The organism is Halomonas sp. M1 (assembly GCF_029581375.1).
Taxonomy (GTDB): Bacteria; Pseudomonadota; Gammaproteobacteria; order Pseudomonadales; family Halomonadaceae; genus Vreelandella.
In genome coordinates this window covers 375,162-396,688 of sequence record NZ_CP121119.1, presented here as the reverse complement: position 1 = coordinate 396,688, position 21,527 = coordinate 375,162, and the positions used below count along the sequence as shown (strand labels likewise).

Annotated in this window: 17 protein-coding genes; 9 read left to right on the top strand and 8 right to left on the bottom strand. The window is 54.2% G+C overall.

What is annotated here, in order from left to right; translation table 11 throughout:
* Positions 1-24 precede the first annotated feature (24 nt).
* Positions 25-933: an EamA family transporter RarD gene (gene rarD, locus P8S54_RS01775; protein ID WP_281442975.1), complete on the top strand. Its 909-nt coding sequence runs from the start codon at positions 25-27 to the stop codon at positions 931-933.
* On the opposite strand, the gene P8S54_RS01770 is transcribed toward rarD, so the two are convergent.
* Positions 904-2,562: a methyl-accepting chemotaxis protein gene (locus P8S54_RS01770; protein WP_281442974.1), complete on the bottom strand. Its 1,659-nt coding sequence runs from the start codon at positions 2,560-2,562 to the stop codon at positions 904-906. The two genes, rarD and P8S54_RS01770, sit on opposite strands and share 30 nt — an antisense overlap.
* Before the next feature lie 296 nt (positions 2,563-2,858).
* Between P8S54_RS01770 and sulP the strand changes: the two genes are divergently transcribed.
* The 8 genes from sulP (at position 2,859) to P8S54_RS01730 (ending at position 14,002) form a co-directional block, all read left to right on the top strand.
* Positions 2,859-4,559, top strand: a complete 1,701-nt coding sequence (gene sulP, locus P8S54_RS01765; RefSeq protein ID WP_281442973.1) for a sulfate permease — start codon at positions 2,859-2,861, stop codon at positions 4,557-4,559.
* A 209-nt stretch (positions 4,560-4,768) separates the two neighbouring features.
* The gene (locus tag P8S54_RS01760) at positions 4,769-5,929 is read left to right on the top strand and encodes a TAXI family TRAP transporter solute-binding subunit (RefSeq protein WP_281442972.1); all 1,161 of its coding nucleotides are present in this window, start codon (positions 4,769-4,771) and stop codon (positions 5,927-5,929) included.
* A gap of 90 nt (positions 5,930-6,019) precedes the next feature.
* A complete protein-coding gene (locus P8S54_RS01755; RefSeq protein WP_281442971.1) occupies positions 6,020-8,026 on the top strand; it encodes a TRAP transporter fused permease subunit in 2,007 nt (668 codons plus the stop codon).
* A 28-nt stretch (positions 8,027-8,054) separates the two neighbouring features.
* Positions 8,055-9,200 carry a TAXI family TRAP transporter solute-binding subunit gene (locus tag P8S54_RS01750; RefSeq protein ID WP_281442970.1) on the top strand — a complete coding sequence of 382 codons (1,146 nt, stop codon included), beginning with the start codon at positions 8,055-8,057 and terminating at the stop codon, positions 9,198-9,200.
* 198 nt (positions 9,201-9,398) lie between these two features.
* Positions 9,399-10,868, top strand: a complete 1,470-nt coding sequence (locus P8S54_RS01745) for an enoyl-CoA hydratase/isomerase family protein (RefSeq protein ID WP_281442969.1) — start codon at positions 9,399-9,401, stop codon at positions 10,866-10,868.
* 1 nt (position 10,869) lies between these two features.
* Positions 10,870-12,063: an acyl-CoA dehydrogenase family protein gene (locus tag P8S54_RS01740; RefSeq protein ID WP_281442968.1), complete on the top strand. Its 1,194-nt coding sequence runs from the start codon at positions 10,870-10,872 to the stop codon at positions 12,061-12,063.
* A 7-nt stretch (positions 12,064-12,070) separates the two neighbouring features.
* Entirely contained in the window at positions 12,071-13,189 is a 1,119-nt protein-coding gene (locus P8S54_RS01735) for an acyl-CoA dehydrogenase family protein (protein ID WP_281442967.1), read from the top strand.
* Positions 13,190-13,222: 33 nt separating this feature from the next.
* Entirely contained in the window at positions 13,223-14,002 is a 780-nt protein-coding gene (locus tag P8S54_RS01730) for an enoyl-CoA hydratase-related protein (protein ID WP_281442966.1), read from the top strand.
* Here P8S54_RS01730 and P8S54_RS01725 read toward each other — a convergent pair.
* From P8S54_RS01725 to P8S54_RS01695, 7 genes are all read right to left on the bottom strand, one after another.
* Entirely contained in the window at positions 13,984-14,955 is a 972-nt protein-coding gene (locus P8S54_RS01725) for a nitronate monooxygenase family protein (protein WP_281442965.1), read from the bottom strand. The two genes, P8S54_RS01730 and P8S54_RS01725, sit on opposite strands and share 19 nt — an antisense overlap.
* A gap of 73 nt (positions 14,956-15,028) precedes the next feature.
* Positions 15,029-15,955, bottom strand: a complete 927-nt coding sequence (locus tag P8S54_RS01720; protein WP_281442964.1) for an FAD-binding protein — start codon at positions 15,953-15,955, stop codon at positions 15,029-15,031.
* Between the two features lie 29 nt (positions 15,956-15,984).
* Positions 15,985-16,734: an electron transfer flavoprotein subunit beta/FixA family protein gene (locus tag P8S54_RS01715; protein ID WP_281442963.1), complete on the bottom strand. Its 750-nt coding sequence runs from the start codon at positions 16,732-16,734 to the stop codon at positions 15,985-15,987.
* A 150-nt stretch (positions 16,735-16,884) separates the two neighbouring features.
* Positions 16,885-18,288: a hypothetical protein gene (locus P8S54_RS01710; RefSeq protein WP_281442962.1), complete on the bottom strand. Its 1,404-nt coding sequence runs from the start codon at positions 18,286-18,288 to the stop codon at positions 16,885-16,887.
* Positions 18,285-18,749: a PaaI family thioesterase gene (locus P8S54_RS01705; protein WP_281442961.1), complete on the bottom strand. Its 465-nt coding sequence runs from the start codon at positions 18,747-18,749 to the stop codon at positions 18,285-18,287. The genes P8S54_RS01710 and P8S54_RS01705 overlap by 4 nt, the downstream gene beginning before the upstream one ends.
* On the bottom strand, positions 18,746-20,347 hold the full coding sequence (locus P8S54_RS01700; RefSeq protein WP_281442960.1) for a class I adenylate-forming enzyme family protein: 1,602 nt from the start codon (positions 20,345-20,347) through the stop codon (positions 18,746-18,748). Before P8S54_RS01700 ends, P8S54_RS01705 begins: the two co-directional genes overlap by 4 nt.
* Entirely contained in the window at positions 20,347-21,498 is a 1,152-nt protein-coding gene (locus P8S54_RS01695) for an acyl-CoA dehydrogenase family protein (protein WP_281442959.1), read from the bottom strand. Before P8S54_RS01695 ends, P8S54_RS01700 begins: the two co-directional genes overlap by 1 nt.
* Between the last annotated feature and the right edge of the window lie 29 nt (positions 21,499-21,527).

Sequence of the window (21,527 nt, the reverse complement as noted above, 5' to 3'; positions counted from 1 at the left end):
GCATTTTAAATTAATGAGGCTGCTATGCTTCCACCTTCTTCCCGGGATCCCGAGGCGGTTAAAGGCGTTATGTTTGGCTTAACCGCTTACACCATGTGGGGCTGCTTTCCACTATTTTTTGCTCTGTTCCAGGGAATTCCTGCCTTTGAAATCCTTATTCACAGGATCCTCTGGTCGTGCCTTTTTTTAGTGGGCTTAATCAGCCTATTACGGCGCTGGCCACCGGTGGTTGCGGCACTGGTAGAGCCTAAACGCTTAGGACGTGTATTAGCCTGCGCGCTGCTGATTGCGTTTAACTGGGGAATTTACATTTATGCCGTGGAAAGTAAGCAGGTACTTCAGGCCAGTTTAGGCTACTTTTTAACCCCATTGGTAAACGTGGCCCTTGGCATGCTGGTACTTCGCGAAGTCATGGCGCGCCTACAACTGGTGGCGCTTGGGTTAGCCAGCCTTGCTATTGGCATACAGTTTGTAATGCTTGGAGAACTTCCCTGGATTAGCCTGCTACTAGCACTAAGCTTCGGTAGCTATGGGCTATTTCGTAAGCAGGTGCCGTTAGACGGGCTTTCAGGCCTGTTTGTGGAAACGCTACTGCTGTTTCCCCTTGCACTTATGGCGCTCACTTGGCTTAGCTGGCAAGGGGAGTCGCACTTTATCCATGATGTGCCGATGTCGATTCTACTGGTCATTAGCGGAGTGCTTACCGCGCTGCCACTGATGGCTTTTGCGGGAGCCGCACGCCGCTTACGACTCGCCACGCTTGGGTTTTTAATGTACATCAACCCGAGCATCCAGTTCTTGATTGCATTAACCGTTTTCGGTGAACCGCTCGGCCTTATTCAACTGGCAACCTTCTTGATGATCTGGACAGGCCTTGCACTCTACTCCTGGTCTTCCTGGCAATCACGCCCGCGTCAACCGAGGGTCAATTAGCGTTGGTTGGCTAGCGGGGGGCAGTACAGGAGTATCACGGTGGGTGACTTCGTCATGTACCGGGCAATAGCCAACGCGGAAACCGCCCCAATGCTTGCCATTCACATAAATCGGCACTGAAAGGTCATGCATAATTTCTCCAGTGTCGCGCTTGTAGGTTTGTAACAGCAGCGGATTTTCATGGGCCCCACAGCGGCTGCCCGTTGGGTCATCGAAAATACGCTTACTACGACAGTACTTTAAGTCGTGATCAATATCGCCGGTGGGCTTCCGACTTACCGCCGCGTTGTGGGTAGGCACATAGCCTTTACGGTCACAAGCAATGGCGTAGCTCAGGCCAACTTGGGAAAGCAGCGGCTCTTGCAGGCTGTGCAGATGTTGATCGGTAAAGTCGTCAAACCCCGTGTGGTAAAGCGGCGGCTGAGTGCCAGGGATAAGGCGATACTCCGGCTGAAATAACGCGTCCTGTGATAGCTGGCCACTCGCGATCCCTTTTTCAAATAACTTGCCTATTTGGTCGGCGGTGCGGCGCGCAGCGCTAAATACTTGCTGGTGCCGTCCTTCTAAACGCTGCTGTGCTAGCTCACCATCAACACCCTCTGCGGCATCCATTAATGCACGGGCTTGGGTGGCTAAATCGTGCATATTTCTGTTGCCTTCATCTACATCGTCTTCTAACTGGCGCAGGCTGTCCGCAACCGTTTGACTGTGCTCTCTGGTGCTGGACATGGCTTCTGCCACGCTGGTAATTTCACGCTGCACATCATCAAACTCCTGGGTAATTGTCGCCAGGCTGCCACCTACTTGCTGCAGTCCTTGTGAACGCTCGCGGATACGAGTCATTAACGACCCCATGGTAGCGACAACGCTATGCCCGCTTTGGTGCATGTCCTTAACAAGCTCATCGACACTTTGGGTAGCCGTTGATGTTTTTAGCGCTAAATTACGCACTTCCCCGGCCACCACGGCAAACCCCTTGCCATGCTCACCTGCCCGCGCTGCCTCAATAGACGCATTAAGTGACAGCAAGTGGGTTTGTTCAGCAATGCCTTCAATCATGGAGGTGACATTGCGCACGCGTTCAATTTTATCGTTAAGCGCCGTCAACATCTCAAGCGCTTGATCGGAGCGCTCGGCGACATCCGCCATATCAGTAATAATGTCAACCAATTCGCTATGGTTCAGGTGGCTCGACTGTCGAGCACTCTCAGCAAGCGAAGCCACCTGGGTAGCACTGGCGCTGACCTGCATAATGGCCGCGTTAATCGCACCCATGCTGGACGAGGCATCCCTGGCCATTACTTCTTGCTTGGATAGACGTTGATCCATCAAGTCGGCGTAGTGAGAAACCTCAGCCGAAGCAATGGCGGTTCTGCTGGCGCGGTTCATAAGCCCATAGGCCATCGCCCGCAAAGAAGCGTAGTCTCGCAGCGGTTTTAAACCACGCGTTGGCATTGCTAAACGGTTCTGATCGGCAGAATAAACGCTTTGCAACGCGCTGAGCATTAAGCCTGCGCCAGCCAATACAGCGCAGGCGACCGCGAGGTAGGGCAGCATATTTGCCTGTGACGCCAGCCAAACGGACAGGCCCAGCAACCCCAACGGTACTAGCATAAAAATTAGTCGCATAAGAAACACTCTTTTTTAATTGACGTTATTGAGCAACGAAGCAATGCGAGAAAAAAGCAAACCCACCCCTATCGTCTAAACGATGCCATTTGGGGATTACTTATTTCCAAGCCAGCTTAACGGGTAATGCTAATGAAAGAAGTAGCACTTTGGGGGGAGATAACGGATTAGAAAAAATGATGCCCACAGCGAAAAAAACGATTATTAAGGTATAACGCGTTAAACTAATCAGCCATATTTCAACGACATTCCCTGCCAGCAGCTGTTGAGCACAGTAGGAGCATGCCTAGGAGCCTATGTTAAAGCGCTATTTACCTATTCTGACCTGGCTTCCTCATTACCATCGGCGTCTGCTTGGTGCCGATATCCTGGCGGGGCTAATCGTTACGGTGATGGTCATACCGCAGTCCCTGGCGTATGCCTTGCTGGCAGGCTTGCCTGCCGTGGTTGGTTTGTATGCCAGCATTTTACCGCAGCTGGTCTATACGCTGTTAGGGACCAGCCGAACCTTAGCCGTGGGGCCGGTGGCTATTATTGCGTTAATGACCGGCGCCGCGCTCAGCTCTGTGGCCACCCCTGGCAGTGATGCGTACCTACAAGCAGCACTGGTGCTCTCGTTGCTCTCAGGGGGACTGCTGGTAGTGATGGGTGGGCTTAAAATGGGCTTTTTTAGCAACTTTTTAAGCCACCCGGTGATTTCAGGCTTTTTAACCGCCTCAGGTATTCTTATCGCTGCCAGTCAAGTGGGTAGCTTGCTCGGCATATCTAGCAGCGGTTTTACCTTGGTCGAGCGCTTGATGACCCTGCTGCCTAACGTGCCCAACGTTAACCCTTACACCTTTGCGATAGGAGGTGGCACTCTGGTGTTTCTGGTCACCTTGCGTCGTTTTGGCAAACAGGGACTTTGCGCCCTAGGTGTACCCAATTCGCTTGCTGATTTAACGGCCAAGGCGGGTCCTGTGTTTGCTGTCATCGCCACCACACTGGCCGCTTGGCACTGGCAATTAGCGGATGCGGGCGTGGCCGTGGTAGGCCATATTCCTAGCGGCCTGCCCGCCCTGAGTTTTCCCTGGGGGGATTCGTCGCTGTGGCGGGCGCTGTTAATTCCAGCGCTGTTGATTAGCTTAGTTGGGTTTGTGGAGTCGGTATCCATGGGGCAAATGCTTGCCGCTAAACGGCGCCAGCGTATTTCACCCAACCAAGAGCTAATCGGCTTAGGAGCTGCCAACTTAGCCGCTGGCGTTAGCAGCGGCATGCCAGTAACGGGCGGCCTTTCACGCACCGTCATTAACTATGATGCAGGCGCCCAAACGCCTGCGGCAGGTGCATTTGCCGCCTTGGGCATTGCACTGGTCACGCTGTCGTTTACCGGCTGGCTCTACTACCTGCCGATTGCCACCTTGGCCGCCACCATCACCGTGTCAATTTTGACGCTGGTAGATATCCCCATGCTACGCCAGACGTGGCGCTATTCACGCAGTGATTTTGCGGCCATGGCGGTCACCATTCTGCTCACGTTAGTTGAAGGTATTGAGGCGGGAATTATTGGCGGTGTAACGCTCTCCATTGCCCTCTTCCTATATCGCACAAGTCGCCCTCATAGCGCGCTGGTGGGTCGGGTGCCCAATACTGAGCATTTTCGTAACATAGAGCGCCATGATGTAGAAACAGTCAGCACTGCGGCGCTTTTACGTATAGATGAAAGCCTCTATTTTGCCAATGCCCGTTATTTAGAAGATACCGTTTATAATCTAGTCGCCAGCCGCCCAGAGCTTGAGCATGTCGTGCTCATTTGTTCAGCGGTAAACTTAATTGATGCCTCAGCTCTAGAAAGCCTAGATGCCATAAATGCACGATTAAAAGACTCCGATGTAAAGCTCCACCTCTCCGAAGTAAAAGGGCCCGTCATGGATCAGCTTAAAAAAAGCGACTTCCTTGAAGCGCTTACCGGGCGCGTCTTCCTTAGCACCTACGCTGCATGGCGAGAATTTAGCTAATTTCTCCGAACTTACTACCTTGAAAAGCCAGGCAAATGCCTGGCTTTTTTGCGCAAAGTTCATGCTATTTAGGGTCGCTTGTTAGAACAGCGTTGACATATCCCTATGGGCTTACCTACTATCAGTCGACCACTTAGCAAAACCAAATACCGCATAGCAAAACATAAAGTAACTAAATGTAACCACAACCACAATAAAGGAGCATTTAAATGCGCCCACTCGCTCACCGATTACTGATTGCCGCTTTACCTTTATCACTGCTAGGCGCTGCAGTAAGCCACGCCAGTGAAGTTGACCTGCCACGCACCATGGCATGGACCGCCTACGGCACTAACTCCAGCGGCTATGCCCAAGCGGTTGCCATCGGCAACATGCTGCAAAACAAATACGGTTCATCCGTGCGTATTTTGCCCGGCGACAACGATGTGTCTCGTATGACACCGCTTAAGCAAGGACGAGTGGATTTGTGCGCCTGTGGGATCGCCAGCTACTACGGTGCGGAAGGCGTAATGATGTTTGCCGACCGCGACTGGGGGCCTCAGCCGCTACGCGTCATTACCACATCCACCGCTTCCTTTGGCCTATCCCTTGCGGTCGCCGGTGACTTAGACGTTGAAACGCCTGCTGACTTAGCAGGCAAGCGCGTTGCCTATATTCGGGGTGACGATGCGCTCAACAAAGGTACCGAGGCATACCTTGCTTTTGGTGGGCTAACCTGGGACGACGTTGAGCGCGTTGACTACCCCGGCTATGGCCGCTCTTTTGACGGCATCATTGCCGGCGATGTTGACGCCTCGTTCACCACGACAGTCACACCGCCTGCTCAGCAGCTTGCCAGCAGCCCTAGAGGTATTAGCTGGCCAGTGCTCGACCCAGAAGATGAAGCAGGCTGGGAGCGTATGGCCGCAGTGGCACCCTATTTCCGCCCCCATGAAGTCACCGCTGGTGCCGGTGGCATTAGCGCCGACAATCCCGTTCCAAGTGCCAGCTACCCCTACCCGATTGTGGTTGCCAATCAAGACCTAGATGACAACGTCGCCTACGGCCTGATCAAAGCAATGCAGGAAAATTTTGATGACTATAAAGACAATGCCCCGGGGGCACTTGGCTACGCCTTAGAGGAGCAAGACCTTCAGTGGGTGATGCCATTTCACGATGCGGTCGTGGAGTACTACAAAGAGATCGATGTGTGGACGGATGAAATGCAGGCGCATCAAGATCAGCTCGTTGAGCGTCAGAACGTTCTCTTAAGCGCATGGGAAAGCTTTATGCAGGATGCACCCAGTGATGCTGAGGCATTTACTGCTGACTGGATGGAAGCACGCGCCACTGCGCTGAACGATGCTGGCTTCGAACCCATCTTCGAATAACCGGCTTGGGGGGCGGCGCTTGCCGCCCCTGCTAATGGATGAACCTCTTCATAACAATAGACACTCAGCCATGACCACAGATACCTCGCCATGACCACAGATACCGCGCCCGCCTCTACGCAACAAGTGAAAGAAAAGATCAGCCAAATTCGTCAGCTTCCGTCGGCGATACGCTGGATTCCAGCCACTGTCACCGTCGTTTTAATGCTGATGACGCTGGACTACTTATTCAATATCGGCTGGCTTACCTTTGTGACGGGTCTGGAGACGCAGTTCTATTACGCTGTCGTTGCCTTGCTTTTGCCGCTGGTTTTTTTGCTATGGCCTATACGCAGCAGCCTACAAGATCGCCCGATTCCCTGGTACGACTACTTACTTAGCGCCATAACACTCATTGTCGGTGGCTATTTTGTTTATAACGCAGTACCGATTTTAGAACGCGGTTGGGCATTTGCGGCACCTGACCTCGCTATCTACGCCAGCTACGCCTATTGGCTGCTGATTATTGAAGCGGCTCGACGCGCAGGTGGTTTACCTATTGCCATTATTGCCGGGGTATTCTCGCTCTACCCGCTAGTAGCAGATATTGTGCCCGGCCCTATTCAAGCGTTTCCTTCAAGCCTAGAGGAAACCGCCATGTACCACACCATGAGCACTGAAAGCATCATGGGCGTACCGCTGCAAGCATTTGCGGGCCTTGTAATCGGCTTTCTGGTGTTTGGCGTAGTACTGCAAAAAAGCGGCGGCGGTAAATTTTTTATTAACTTGGCCTTTGCATTGTTAGGGCATGTACGTGGTGGCCCTGCCAAAGTATCGATTTTCTCAAGTGGCTTAATGGGGTCAATGAGCGGCAGTGTGATCAGCAACGTGCTGACTACTGGTGTTTTGTCGATTCCGGCGATGCGACGCATTGGCATGACCCGCTCTTTTGCTGGGGGTGTAGAAGCCTGCGCCTCTACCGGCGGTGTCTTAATGCCACCCGTTATGGGTGCCACCGCCTTTGTTATGGCGATGTTTTTGGATATTCCTTACTCCACTATTGCTCTTGCCGCCGTTATTCCTTCGGTACTCTATTTTTTGGGGTTATTTATACAGATCGACGCTTACGCGGCGCGTAACGATATTAAAGGCTTGCCTGTGGTTGAGCTGCCTTCGCTGTGGCAAACCCTAAAAGAGGGCTGGTACTTTATCTTCGTGTTCGCGCTCTTGGTGTGGATGTTACTGGTGATGCAACGAGAAGCCGTTGCGCCCTTTTACGCAACAGCGCTACTACTGGTTCTTAACCAACTCTCAAAGCATAACCGCTGGGGCTGGAAGGATGTTGGCGACACGTTGTCGTCTGCCGCCAAGCTGTTTGCAGAGCTAATTGCCATTTTGGCAGGCGTAGGCATGCTGGTGGGCGCGCTTTCCATGACCGGCCTTTCCGGCACCATTGCCAACGACTTTATCAACATCGCCGGTGGCAGCGTGCCTCTTCTGCTGATCATGGGTGCGGTAACCAGTTTCGTGTTAGGTATTGGAATGACGGTTACTGCGGCCTATATCTTCCTGGCGGTGGCGCTAGCCCCTGCGCTCATTCAAGGCGGAGGCCTTGATCCCATGGCGGTACACATGTTCATCCTCTATTGGGGCATGTTGAGCTTTATTACGCCTCCCGTGGCACTCGGTGCTTTTGCCGCCGCAACCGTGGCTGGCGCTCGGCCAATGGCAACCGGCCTACAGGCCATGCGTTTAGGCAGCGTGATTTACTTTATCCCCTTCCTGTTTGTCCTTAATCCCGCGCTCATTATGCAAGGCGAGCCGTTAACGATAGTGGCCGTGTTTATCCAGGCTGTGGCCGGGATCATCCTATTTGCTTCCGCCATGCAGGGTTACCTGATTGTGATTGGCCGACTAGGCCATGGCGTATTCCACGAAACCATTATTCGGGGGTTGGTGTTAATCGCAGGCCTACTGCTAGCCCTGCCCGGCGGTGGCATGGTGCCGCTAAGCCAGCTTGAACTGCTTGGCATGGCCGTCGCAGCGTTAATTCCTGGCGTGCTACTAGCGCGCTTAAGCCAGCGCCACCATCAGCGCTCACATTCAGCTAGCGCTTAATGTGAGCAACGACAACCTGAGGAATTTTATGCACACAAAAACAAAAATCTCATTTAAATTAAGCGGAGTAGCGATAGGTATTCTTTTCGCGGGCCAAGCGGTTGCTATGCCTAATGCGCTTAACTGGACTGCCTACGGCACCGGAACCAGTGGCCACGCGCAAATCATGGCCATCAGTCAGCTACTGCAGGAAGAGCATGGCACCCAATCTCGCGTTATTCCTGGCGAGAACGACACAATGCGCATGACGCCTTTAAAAACAGGCCGGGTTGACCTTTGCGCCTGCGGCATTGCCAGCTACTACGGTTCTGAAGGCGTTATGATGTTTGCAGGCCCCGACTGGGGGCCACAGCCTATTCGCGTTATTTCCACGTCCATAGCCACTTTTGGCTTAGGTATGGCTGTGGCAGGTGACGTTGAGATTGACTCAATCGCTGACCTTGAGGGTAAACGGCTGGCCTACCTACGAGGAGACGATGCCCTCAACAAGGCCGCAGAGGCGTATTTAGCATTTGCCGGTCTGACGTGGGATGACGTTGAACGCGTTGACTTCCCCGGCTACAACGCAGCCTTTGATGGCATAATCAGCGGTCGAGCCGATGCTGCTATCACCACCACCGTCACGCCAGCTGCGCAGCGCCTTTCTGCCAGCCCTCGCGGATTACAGTGGCCTACATTACCCACAGAAGATAAAGATGGCTGGGAGCGCATGCTCGACGTCGCACCCTACTTTCAGCCCCACGACGTTACTGCAGGGGCTGGTATTGATGCCGACGCCCCACTCGCCAGCGCAAGCTACCCTTACCCCATTATGGTCAGCAATGCCGACCTTGCTCCAGAAACTGCGCGCGGGTTGATCACCACGCTGACTGAATCATTTGATGACTATAAAGACAACGCCCCAGGTGCAAGCGGCTATGCGCTGGAGAATCAGAACATGACCTGGGTGGTGCCTTTTCACGATGCGGTTGTTGACTATTATCGAGACACTGGCGTCTGGACAGATGCAATGGAAGAGCATCAAAAAGCACTGGTCGAGCGCCAGGCACTACTTATGGATACCTGGGAAAGCTATAAAGCAGATGCCCCGGAGGACGAAGAAGCCTTTATAGCTGGATGGATGACAGCGCGTCGCGCGGCGTTGGAAGACGCCAGCATGAATCCCGTCTTTTAAAAATCCTTCTAAAAATGTCGCCTCAGTAGGCGGCATTTTTTCTAACGTTAAAAGCAGTTATTTCGCAACCGCCTAATTCTGCATTGCGGAACACAGTTCTACTATATTGACTAAGCCGCCCTGTTTCGTCATTATTCAATCATTATCAATTCCAATAAATAATCATAAGTTTCGCGATGCGAAACATTGGAGCAATTCATGTCTGTTCATTACCAGCGTCACGGCGATGTAGGCGTTATTCACATTGCCAATCCACCGGTTAACGCATTGGGGCACGCCGTGCGCAGTGGCTTAGTGAAGGCACTTGAAGAAGGTATCGCTGACTCGCAAGCCAAAGCGCTGGTAGTGTTAGCTGATGGCCGCACCTTTATTGCCGGTGCAGATATTAAAGAATTCGGCAAACCTCCCCAGGCTCCTTTGCTACCCGATGTTATTACCCAACTGGAAGCCTGTTCTAAACCGTTAATTGCCTCTCTACATGGCACCGCCCTAGGCGGTGGCTTAGAAGTTGCGTTGGGCTGTCACTATCGTGTGGCACTGAAGGGCACTCGCGTTGGGTTGCCTGAGGTGAAGCTTGGCTTACTGCCCGGCGCGGGGGGTACACAACGGTTACCACGCTTGGTTGGCGTCGAGCGCGCGTTGGAGATGATCACTAGCGGGCGTTTTGTAGAAGCTGAAGAAGCCCTTGAAGCAGGCATTATCGATGCGATTAGTGATGCCCAAACGCCCCTGGAAGCAGGTTTAGCTGCCGCTGAGAAGGTGCTCACAGGTAGGCAAACGTCACGCATCACCGGAGAGCTTCCTGCCCCTGCGGCGAATCCACAGGCGATCGCCTCTACCCTGCAACAGTTGAACCAAGACGCTTCAGCGCTTTTTTCACCCTTTCGCATTGTAGAAGCGATCGAGGCCTGCGTGACTGCAGCGTCACTTCAGGACGGCTTACGCCGCGAGCGGGAGCTGTTTCTGGCCTGCATGGACTCACCCCAGCGCGCAGGCCTTATTCACCTCTTTTTTGCCGCGCGCAGCCCCCACCTAGTGCCCAACGTTGAGAGCGCCAGCGCATTTAGCCACGTGGCGTTAATCGGACAGCATCGGCTCTTTGAACGCCTGGAAAAAGCTGCCCAACGGGCAGGCATTACCTTAACCAGCGCGCCAAACAGTGCCACTGAGCTATGCCTCATTGCCCCTAATAGCGCCACTAGCGTTGCCACCAAATGTCCCATTATCACGATGGAAGACATTGGCACTCATGGTGGCAACAGTGAAAACGGCGGCAAGGACACAGCGCTTAGCCTGATCATTGCTGATAACGGCAGCATGGTTGAGCTGGTCGACCTAAGTGCAGGGCCACTGATCCAACAACAGGCTGCACTTACGCTGAAAGCACTTCGCCTAAACGTAGTGGTTAGCCAACAGCAAAGCCTGCTGAAGACAATGTATGAAGCCATGCAACAGGCGCCAGCCAGCGACAAGCAAACAGCCCTTGAACGGGTGAGCGTGGGTATTTCAGAACAGGGCTTTTGCTATCGCGCAAGCGACATTGATTTGCTGGCCGTGGAAGCGTTCGGCTACCCACGCCACCTGGGCGGTCCTCATCGTCAAGCTACCCTCTCAAAAATAGTCTCAAAGGCTGGCTCAACGGCTAATTCAACTGCTAAGGACGACTAACATGAACCTCACCTTTAGCCCCGAAGAGCAGGCGTTTCGCGAAGAAGTGCGGCGCTTTCTGGCGGATGCGTTACCCAGCGATATCAGCGAACGCGTGCGCCTAGGGCGTCACCTTAGCGCTGATGACCACCTGCGCTGGCAGAATATTCTCAGCGAGCAGGGTTGGCTGGCATCTAACTGGCCAAAGGAGCACGGCGGCCCAGGTTGGGGGCCGGTGCAACGGCATATATTCGATGAAGAGTGCGCCGCTGCTCACGCGCCAACGGTGGTCCCTTTTGGCGTCAACATGGTGGCCCCCGTCATCATGAAATTTGGCAGCACAGAACAGCAGCAGCACTACCTGCCGCGTATTTTGAGTAACCAGGACTGGTGGTGCCAAGGCTATTCCGAGCCCGGCGCTGGCTCTGACTTAGCAGGCCTGAATACCCGTGCCGTGCGGGACGGTGATCACTACATTGTTAACGGTCAGAAGACCTGGACCACGCTGGGTCAGCACGCCAACATGCTTTTCTGTTTGGTACGCACCGACCCCGATGCCAAGAAGCAGGCCGGCATTAGCTTTTTGCTGATTGATATGCAGACGCCTGGTATTACCGTGCGGCCAATTATTACCCTCGATGGTGCTCACGAAGTTAACGAAATCTTTTTAGACAATGTTCTTGTGCCGATTGAAAACCGCGTTGGTGAAGAAGGCCAGGGCTGGACCTGCGCCAAGTTTTTGCTTACCCATGAGCGCACCGGCATTGCCGGGCTCGGTCACGCTAAGCAGGCCCTGCGGCATTTAAAGTCACTGGCCAGCCGCATTCAGCATCGCGGCAAGCCGCTGCTGGCGCTGCCCAGCTTTCGTCAGCGGGTGGTGAAGGCCGAACTCGAGCTAATGGCGCTGGAAGTCACCAATTTACGTGTGATTGCCGCTGCCCGTGACGGCGGCGCTCCCGGCGCAGAAAGCTCACTGCTAAAAGTACGTGGCTCGGAACTTCGCCAAGAACTAAGTGAACTCACTCGGCGCGCGCTTGGCCCCGCCGCACTGCCCTTCTTTCCTGAGTTCCTGCATGGCGATGAAAGCTTAGATGATGCCTACACGCAAAGCGCTGCGGCAAGTGCCCAGTATTTAAACCGTCGCAAGCTATCAATTTATGGCGGCTCCAACGAAATACAAAAAAGTATTGTCGCCAAAACAATTTTAGAAATGTGAGGTCAACATGGATTTTGCTTTAACCGACGAGCAGCGCATGCTCGAAGAGACGCTTACTCGCTTGGTGACTGACCAAGTATCCCCCGAACAGCGCCGTTCAATGCTCAGCAGCGCTAACGCTGAACGCTCCCCACTGTGGCACACCTTTGCTGAGCTGGGCCTGCTGCATATGCCCTTCAGCGAAGACGTTGGCGGCTTAGGCGGCGACGGCACCGACCTAATGATTATCATGCAGGCACTCGGCCGCGGCCTAGTGCCTGAAGCTTACTTAGCTGGCCTAGTATTACCAGGCCAGCTATTAGCGCTTACTGCCAACGGCGAACAGCAAAAACGTTGGCTCACTCCGCTGCTGGAAGGCGAGCATCAGCTGGCATTGGCCTGGCAGGAGCATGACGCCCGCTACGATGCGTTTGACGTGTCCACCCACGCCGCTCAGCGTGACGGCCAGTGGCATCTCAACGGCAGAAAGGACGTGGTTCTTAACCTGGGGGCCGCTGCAGCCACTTTGGTAATCGCCCGATTAGACAGCGGTAAATTAGCGCTATTTGTGGTGCCCCACAATACCGCAGGTAAATCTTCGCACCTCTACCTGACCATGGACGACCAGCCCGCCGGTGATCTAACGCTGGATAACGTCACGCTGCCGCCAGAAAACTGCTTGAGCGAAGATGTCAGCGATGCACTGGCCGATGTGCTGGCCCTTGGCCGCGCCGCACTATGCGCGCAGGCTATTGGTGCCATGGAAGAGGCCTGCGACCAAACGCTTGCCTATTTAAAAGAACGCAAGCAGTTTGGTTTGCCGCTATCGACCTTCCAGGCGCTTCAGCACCGTATGGTGGATATGCACCTGCATCTGGAGCAGTCCCGCTCCATGGCCATTTTAGCCGCCACTAGCCTTACGCTGCCTGCCAGCGAACGGGATTATAAAATTGCCGCAGCCAAAGCTTATTGCGGTGAGTCGGCACGCTTTATTGCCGAGCAGGCGATTCAACTTCACGGCGGCATGGGCATGACAGAAGAGTGCTATGTGGCTCACTACGCTAAACACCTAGTGATGTTTGATCACTACCTAGGCGACAGTGACTATCACCTCGAAACGGTCAGCGATCTATTAGACGTCGCCTAAGGCGGCCTTAGAACGGTGATAAAGGAGCGATATATGTCAGATCACCCCAGCCAGTTAGTTACTGTCAGTGCAATTGAAAACGGTGTAGTAGAAGTCACCATTGCACGTCCAGAGGTACGTAATGCTCTTAATGAAGAAACCGCCCTAGCGCTCAACAAAGTGCTGGCGGCGGTAGCCGTCAATGAGCAGATCCGTTGCGTTATTCTTAGCGGCGAAGGCAGCTCTTTTTGTGCAGGTGCTGACCTGGCAGAGTTTGAGAAGGCATCGTCTCAACCGGCTAGCGAACGACTGGAAACGCTCTTTTTACCTGCTCTGCGCAGTTTGATGGCAATGAATAAGCCCATCATTGCGGCAGTGTCCGGTGCAGCAGCAGGTATTGGTGTTTCTTATGTTCTCGCCAGCGATATGGTAGTAATGGGGCGATCAGCCTACCTGAAGCTTGCCTTTATTAATATTGGCTTGATTCCCGATGGCGGCGCCTGTTGGCATTTAGTACGCAAGCTTGGTCACGCCCAGGCCTTTGAAATGGCCGCCTTGGCGACGCCGATTTCAGCAGAGCGATGCTTGGAACTAGGCTTGGCCAATCGAGCGGTTGAAGATGACCAGGTGTTACAGGAAGCTCGCACGCTCGCAAAAATGCTGGTTGAACAGTCAGCCCAGGCACTAAGCGCCACCAAGCGAGCGTTGCGTGAAGCAGCGCAACGCTCGCTAAGTGACACCATGGCATTAGAAGGCGAGCTTCAAGATCAGTGCAAAGCGTCTGAAGAGTTTCAGGCGCGGCTAGCCGCGTTTCGTCAAAGCCGCCGCAAATGAGATTGCGCTTTCTCCAAGGCCTTCTGGTAATCATCACGTAGCGTGGTCACTTCTTCGGCCACGCTATTAAGCGTTGCAATACCACCTACGCCCTGGCCCGCGCCCCAAATATCCCGCCATGCTTTTGCTTTACTGCTGCCACCGGAGCCATAGCGCATTGAGGCTTTATCGCCTTCAGGCAGCGCATCAGGATCCAACCCTGCCTGCTCAATACTTTGCCGTAGGTAGTTACCGTGCACGCCAGTAAATAGGTTGGTATATACAATGTCTCCTGCCCCCGCCTCCAGTACCATCTGCTTATAGGCCGCTTGGGCGTTGGCTTCCTGGGTGGCAATAAAGCGCGTACCCATATACACAAAATCCACGCCTAGCGCCTGGGCAGCCGCTATTTGCTCACCGCTGGTAATGGCCCCCGCTAACACCAGCGGACCATCATAGAAACGGCGAACCTCAGCGACAAACGCAAAGGGGTTTAATTGCCCCGCATGACCACCCGCGCCGTGGCATACCAGTATCAGCCCATCGACACCCGCATCAATGGCTTTCTTGGCGTGCCGCAACGTGGTGACATCGTGAAAAACCAGTCCACCATAGGCGTGCACCTGCTCCACTACCTGATTAGGTGCATGCAGGCTAGTAATCACCAGCGGCACCTTAAACTCGGCGCACAGTCCAACATCGTGCTCTAGGCGATCGTTAGTGGGGTGCACAATTTGGTTAACCGCAAAGGGTGCTGAGGGCTTATCGGGGTGCTGCTCATCATAGTCAGCCAGTGTTTGGGTAATGTGCTGTAGCCAATCACGGAGCGCTTCGGCGGGCCGAGCATTTAATGCCGGAAAGGCACCGATGATCCCTGCTTGGCACTGGGCAATCACTAATTCAGGCCCAGAGACGATAAACATAGGGGAGCCAATTACCGGCAGAGTTAACGAGGCAGTTAGGCGCGTTAGCATAGGACAACTCACTGGTTGTTATTGTGTGAACTCATGACTAAAAAGGCCCCTTTCGGAGCCTTTTATGAACTGCTTACAGCTTGCTCTCAAGCTCAGGCAAAAGCTCAAACAAGTCCCCCACCAGCCCGTAGTCAGCGACCTGGAAGATCGGCGCTTCGTCGTCCTTGTTAATGGCAACGATCACCTTGGAGTCTTTCATTCCCGCCAGATGTTGAATGGCACCGGAGATACCCACGGCAATATACAAATCCGGAGCGACAATCTTACCGGTCTGCCCTACCTGCATATCGTTGGGCACAAAGCCTGCGTCGACGGCCGCACGGGAGGCGCCAATAGCCGCGCCCAGCTTATCGGCAATGCCGTCAAGCAACTTGAAGTTCTCCCCGTTGCCCATCCCGCGGCCGCCGGAGATGACCACCTTGGCACCGCCCAGCTCGGGCCGGTCCGACTTCGCCAGCTCTTCTTTGATAAAGCTCGACTGGCTGTTATCTACCACTACGTCCACGGCTTCAATATTGGCGCTGCCGCCTGCGCCTACCGCGTCAAAACCAGTGGTGCGCACGGTGATCACTTTCAGCACATCGGCGCTTTTAACCGTGGCGATGGCATTACCCGCGTAAATAGGCCGCTTGAAAGTGTCGGCGCTGTCGACCGCTATCACGTCAGACAGCTGGCTAACGTCTTTGAGCGCTGCCAGGCGCGGCAGCACGTTCTTCCCGGTGGTGGAAGCGCTAGCAAGCACGTGGGTGTAGCTATCGGCCAGTTCAAACAGCAGCGCGCCCATCGGTTCGGCTAGCTGGTGGGCGTAAACGGCGTTGTCGGCAACGCGCACTTTGCAGACGCCATCCAGTTGTGCGGCTGCGTCGGCAGCGGCTTGAACGCCCTCTCCGGCAACGAGGACATCAATATCACCACCAATGGCTTTCGCAGCTGCCACGACATGGGCCGTAGCGCCAGCCAGTTGGCCTTCGTGTAAATCAACAAGTACCAGAATGCTCATGGAATTAGCTCCTATTTAAAGCACCTTAGTTAAAGTACTTTGGCTTCGTTTTTTAGTTTGTCGATTAGCTCGTCTACGGAGGCAACCTTGACACCGCCTTTACGCTCAGCTGGCGATTCCACTTTCATTAGGCTCACCTTGGAAGCCACCTCGACGCCGTAATCAGCAGGCGTTTTCACATCCAGCGGCTTTTTCTTGGCCTTCATGATATCGGGGAGTTTGGCGTAGCGCGGCTCATTCAAACGCAGGTCTGTCGTAACAATCGCCGGCAGCGTCAGTGCAATAGTTTGCAGGCCGCCGTCAATTTCACGGGTAACGTTTACTTTGTCTCCGTCCACCGCCACTTCTGAGGCGAACGTGCCCTGCGGCAGGCCAGTCAACGCTGCCAGCATTTGGCCGGTTTGGTTGTTGTCGGTATCGATGGCTTGCTTGCCAAGAATGACCATGCCCGGCTGCTCTTCCTCGACCACCTTGGCCAGCAGCTTGGCAACCGCCAGAGATTCAGCGCGCTCATCGGTTTCGATATGAATGGCGCGATCCGCACCCAGCGCCAGCGCCGTACGCAGCTGCTCCTGGGCCGCTTTGGGCCCCACCGTTACGGCCACTACTTCCGTGGCCACGCCTTTCTCTTTCAGGCGCACCGCCTCTTCCACAGCAATTTCGCAAAACGGATTCATGGCCATTTTGACATTGGTAAGATCAACGTCTGAGTGATCCGCTTTGACACGGATTTTGACGTTGTAATCAATGACGCGTTTAACCGCGACGAGTATTTTCATAAGGCCGGCTCCGGGCGATTAAAAAGCACTTTATTTTGCATAGCAAAATACTGTTTTACTTTATAGAAATAACAATAAAAAAACGCCGACCAAAGGTCAAGCGCTTCCGCGTTCTTGCCCCTTTCAAACAGTACTTCTTAGTCGGTACCTCTAAAAAGGTGACCACATAAACCACGCCGCCAATAGCGGAATCGAAGCGACCAAGAATCTGCCGTTCCAGCGGTAGCCAATACGCGTAGCCGGTACGCCGGTAAACCGAGACAAAATCAGCATCGATGCCGTCATCGGCGACGACATTAGCGCCAACGCCCAGCCAACCATCAACGATGCGCCGATTAGCGCAGGCGATAGTCCCTCAATACCAAGCTGTGGCAATAAACCCACCAGCAACGTCACCGTAACGATAGGATTAACGCCTATTTGCGCTAGCCCTACCACCATCAACATCGCGAGCACGGCGTTAAACGCTCCCCACTGGTTCAGTACGGTTAACAGCGGCGCCAGTTGCTGGGTATCCACCAGCCCCACGCATAGGTGCCCCAAGTACCCCGCCGCCCCAAGCACCACGATTTCATTGGCGCTGGGTGAAAGCAGCCACGGCAGCTGACGGTGTACCGCGCTGACGGCAGCGGGTAGACCAGCATAACCAAGCCTGCGCCGCTGCCAGGCAAGCCAAACCAGCGCTCCTGTGGGCGCACCAATAAGCGCGGCAATCGGTAAGCGCAGTTCTAGTAGCCACGCGATACTAAACACCAGCGCGACAATCCCCAGCAACAGCACACTAAACTGGCCCAGCGGGCGCAATGAGGGTGCGGCTAGGTGGTTTTTACTGGCCTGGGTTTTATTGCCAGGAGGATGCGGCCCGGTGAGAAAATCCACAGCCCATCCCGCCAGAAATATCAGCACCGCCGCGCCCAAAATGTAGGGAGCAAGCTCCAGCCAAGTCACCTGGTGAAGACTCGACAGCACCACCGCCACACCAATACCCATAGGAGAAATCAGCGGCGCCAGGGAAAACCCACGCAATAGCGCCAGCATCATGCGCCGCTGGCGCGCCTCACGTACCCACACCCGCCCCTGAGCCGCCCCTAAGGTATTGCTTTTTTCAATCATGGCGGCAAACAGGTTAAGCACGCCGATATTGAGAATAATCCCAAATAGCGCTGAACCAAGGGATAAAATTGGGTAGCGACGGCTAGGCGGCTGAAGCAGCATGCTCTGCCCACAACGGCGTACTAAACGCGAGCGATAGGCAGGCAAACGAAGCATACTCAAAGCCACCACAAAGGTGGCAAAAAAAGCAAAACGCCCGCTGGCCTCAAAAAGAAGCTGTCCAGGGTTTGATGCGCGCCAGAGCGCAAGCAGTGTTAACACTCCTGCGGCTAACAGTAACCCTTTCGCCATGCGGGTTAGCTGAGCACCCAGTGTTGTTAAATACAGTAGCAGCGCGCCAATACCAACGGCTTGCCATACCACACCCCCAAACACCAGATGAAACAGCGTTGCCAGAGTGACCAGCAGTAGAAAAGAGACCCGCAGGCGGGCTGGACTCACTCAGCGGACTCCCACGGCTTGGTCAGTTGGGGCTGGGTATCGGGCATGCCTTCGGGGGACTCACTGCCGCTTCGGCGCCGGAATGATCCCTCACCCACGGCGACTAAATTGCCGTTTCCATCCACTATCTCACCGCTGGTCATATAGGTTTTCTGTCCACCTCCGCGCAGCGTCCCCGTGGCGCGCAGTAAACCTTGCTGAGCGGGCCCAACAAACGTGGTGGTCAAGGACAGCGTCATGCCGCGGCGAATATTGCCCGGCACGCGACAGTGCAGACCCGCCAAGCTTAGGGCGCTATCCAACATAGAGGCTAATACACCGCCGTGGACATTGCCGCTGCGGTTAAGATGCTTTGGCTCAATGGTCAGTTCAACGACGACTCGCCCCTCTTCCCACTCAACAACATGCATGCCCAGCAGTTCGTGATAGCCCATTAGCGCTTGCTGAGATGACTGGCTCATTTGCCGCTCTCCTGCTGAGCTAAATCCCGCAGTCGCCCTTTAAGGATTTTTCCGCTGGCTGTGGACGGTAGCGAATCCATTAATACAATTTGCGTGGGCCTTTTGTAGGGCGCCAGCCGCTCGGCGATAAACGCCTTAAGCTCTGTAAGCTCCACCTCGACGCCCGGTTCACACTGAACAAAGGCGACGACTTCTTCGTTCCCGGCGATTTGCCGACCGACCACTGCAGTCAGCGTTACCGCCGGGTGCTCATTAATCACCGCTTCTACGTCCGGTGGGTAAATATTAAACCCCGAACGGATAATCAGCTCTTTGCTGCGCCCAACGATATAGAGCTGGTCATCGTGGTCGAGTTTGGCGATATCGCCGGTATTCAGCCAGCCATCCTCGGTTAATGTTGCGCGGGTTGCCTCTGGCTGGCGAAAATAGCCCTTCATAATATTGGGACCGCGAACCCACAGTTCACCCACTTCTTCGCCAGGCTGCTCAGAAGTTCCGCTATCACTTAGGGGTTCTAGACGATACTCCAGTAGAGGAAGCACGCGGCCCACGGTGCTATTGCTATGGCGATCATCGATGCGCGTTTGGCTGATGGTGGGGCTAGCCTCGGTTAATCCATAGCCGTTATGCAGTGCTAGCCCAAAGGCCGCCTCCACGCGCACTTTGGTGTCGCTATCTAACGGTGAGCCACCTGCAGAGATATAAATTAACTCAGGTGCTTCAAGTGGTTGCTGCTCGCGCTTCAAATACTCTAAGGCACGAGCATACATGGCAGGCACGCCCTGGAGGACGGTTATTCGTTCGTGTTTCAGAGCCGCCAACAATTGAGCGGCATCAAAGCGCGGCACGGTATATAGGCAAGCGCCATTATACAGCGACCCCATACACACCGAGGAGAGACCAAACACGTGGGACATTGGCAATACGCCGTAGACCCGCTGGCCTTCGCTTAAATGGCGCATACCGCCTGAGATTGAGGCAATGTAAAGAATGCCTCTGTGGGTCAGCATGACGCCTTTCGGTGTCCCGGTAGTGCCCGAAGTGTAGATCATCGCTGCCACTTGCTCGCCACCGCTTATACTCACTGGCTCAGGCTCACTGTCATAAAGCGGCGAGATCCCCAGACCACCCAATGTAGGGTGCTGATAGCGGTCGGTTGCGTGACGCTGAGCGTGCTGGCCAGCCTCAGGCGAAGCATCACAGGTATAGAACACCCGCCGGGGCAGGCAGTTACCCTGAATCAGGTCAACTTCTTGAGCCGAAAGCCGTGAATTAACAATCGCGACCCATACATTAAGTTCACTGGCTGCCAGCAGTAAGACAACCAGGGCACGACAGTTTTCACTCACCGTCATAATGCGATCGCCAGGACGAATACCCATCGTGCTTAACCAGTCGCAAGCGGCGTGTATTTCCTCACCAAGCTCAGCGTAGCTCCAGCGCACATCGCCATCCACAATGGCAGGATGCTCACTAAGCAATTTGGCATTTTCCAGCACGCGGGTACTCAGCCGGTCGGGAAGCTCTGCTACCAGTTCACTGGCGAGGCGACCAAAGATGCTTTCATCCGGCGCTTGGTAAGAGACCGATAAAGCCATTAAGACGCCTCCCGCACCATATTCCGCGCAATGACGATTTGCTGAATCTGTGTCGTCCCTTCGTAAATGCGGAATAGCCGTACATCGCGGTAAAAGCGCTCAACGGCATATTCGGACATATAGCCTGCACCGCCATGTACCTGCACTGCACGGTCGGCCACTCGACCCACCATTTCTGCACAAAACAATTTGCAGCAAGAAGCCAAGGTAGACACATTTTCGCCATCGTCTTTGCGGCGTGCCGCATCCATCACCATGGTTTTGCCTGCATAGGCTTCGGTTTTACTATCCGCTAACATCGCTTGAATCAATTGATGCTCAGCAAGGGCTGCGCCAAACTGTTTACGCTCCATGGTATAGCGCAGCGACTCTTCTACTAATCGCTCAGCAACACCTACACAAACCGCTGAGATATGCAGCCGTCCGCGGTCAAGCACCTTCATTGCGGTTTTAAAACCTTGCCCCTCTTTTCCGCCAATAATATTTTCGGCGGGCACCCGGCAGTTATCGAAAATAATATCGCAGGTATGAGCGCCCTTCTGACCCATTTTATTATCTGCAGGGCCGCGAATTAATCCAGGTGTATCACCTTCTACAATAAAGGCTGATATGCCGCCCGCGCCTTTGTTAGCAGGGTCCGTGCGAGCCATTACGGTAAATAAATCAGCTTCAGGGCCGTTGGTGATATAGCGCTTGGTGCCATTCAAAATGTAATGGTCGCCATCGCGCACCGCGGTAGTACGCAGGCTGGCAGCATCAGAGCCTGAATCCGGCTCGGTCAAACAAAAAGAACTTAAAATCTCGCCGGTGGCCAAGCGCGGCACATACTTTGCTTTTTGCTCGTCGGTGCCATCAATCAAAATCCCTTGGGCGCCAATACCGTTGTTGGTACCAAACACTGAGCGAAAGGCTGGCGATGTTTTACCAATTTCTATCGCTACCAGGGCTTCCTCCTCCATGGTAAGCCCTAGGCCGCCGTACTCTTCTGGAATCGATAGCCCAAACAGACCCATCTCTTTCATTTCCGCTAGAAGCTCCGGAGGCACTGCATCCTCTTCCGCTAAACGCGCCTCGTTAGGAATTAAGCGCTCACGGACAAAGCGAGAAATAGTATCAACAAGCTGATTAAGCAGTTCGGGATCGCGGATCATGACGGCTCCTGGTGGCAACAGTTTTTTAT

What these genes read in the sequence shown, in the direction of transcription:
- rarD (WP_281442975.1), top strand. Translation starts at nt 25, where the DNA reads ATGCTTCCACCTTCTTCCCGGGATCCCGAGGCGGTTAAAGGCGTTATG.
- P8S54_RS01770 (WP_281442974.1), bottom strand. Translation starts at nt 2,562, where the DNA reads ATGCGACTAATTTTTATGCTAGTACCGTTGGGGTTGCTGGGCCTGTCC.
- sulP (WP_281442973.1), top strand. Translation starts at nt 2,859, where the DNA reads ATGTTAAAGCGCTATTTACCTATTCTGACCTGGCTTCCTCATTACCAT.
- P8S54_RS01760 (WP_281442972.1), top strand. Translation starts at nt 4,769, where the DNA reads ATGCGCCCACTCGCTCACCGATTACTGATTGCCGCTTTACCTTTATCA.
- P8S54_RS01755 (WP_281442971.1), top strand. Translation starts at nt 6,020, where the DNA reads ATGACCACAGATACCGCGCCCGCCTCTACGCAACAAGTGAAAGAAAAG.
- P8S54_RS01750 (WP_281442970.1), top strand. Translation starts at nt 8,055, where the DNA reads ATGCACACAAAAACAAAAATCTCATTTAAATTAAGCGGAGTAGCGATA.
- P8S54_RS01745 (WP_281442969.1), top strand. Translation starts at nt 9,399, where the DNA reads ATGTCTGTTCATTACCAGCGTCACGGCGATGTAGGCGTTATTCACATT.
- P8S54_RS01740 (WP_281442968.1), top strand. Translation starts at nt 10,870, where the DNA reads ATGAACCTCACCTTTAGCCCCGAAGAGCAGGCGTTTCGCGAAGAAGTG.
- P8S54_RS01735 (WP_281442967.1), top strand. Translation starts at nt 12,071, where the DNA reads ATGGATTTTGCTTTAACCGACGAGCAGCGCATGCTCGAAGAGACGCTT.
- P8S54_RS01730 (WP_281442966.1), top strand. Translation starts at nt 13,223, where the DNA reads ATGTCAGATCACCCCAGCCAGTTAGTTACTGTCAGTGCAATTGAAAAC.
- P8S54_RS01725 (WP_281442965.1), bottom strand. Translation starts at nt 14,955, where the DNA reads ATGCTAACGCGCCTAACTGCCTCGTTAACTCTGCCGGTAATTGGCTCC.
- P8S54_RS01720 (WP_281442964.1), bottom strand. Translation starts at nt 15,955, where the DNA reads ATGAGCATTCTGGTACTTGTTGATTTACACGAAGGCCAACTGGCTGGC.
- P8S54_RS01715 (WP_281442963.1), bottom strand. Translation starts at nt 16,734, where the DNA reads ATGAAAATACTCGTCGCGGTTAAACGCGTCATTGATTACAACGTCAAA.
- P8S54_RS01705 (WP_281442961.1), bottom strand. Translation starts at nt 18,749, where the DNA reads ATGAGCCAGTCATCTCAGCAAGCGCTAATGGGCTATCACGAACTGCTG.
- P8S54_RS01700 (WP_281442960.1), bottom strand. Translation starts at nt 20,347, where the DNA reads ATGGCTTTATCGGTCTCTTACCAAGCGCCGGATGAAAGCATCTTTGGT.
- P8S54_RS01695 (WP_281442959.1), bottom strand. Translation starts at nt 21,498, where the DNA reads ATGATCCGCGATCCCGAACTGCTTAATCAGCTTGTTGATACTATTTCT.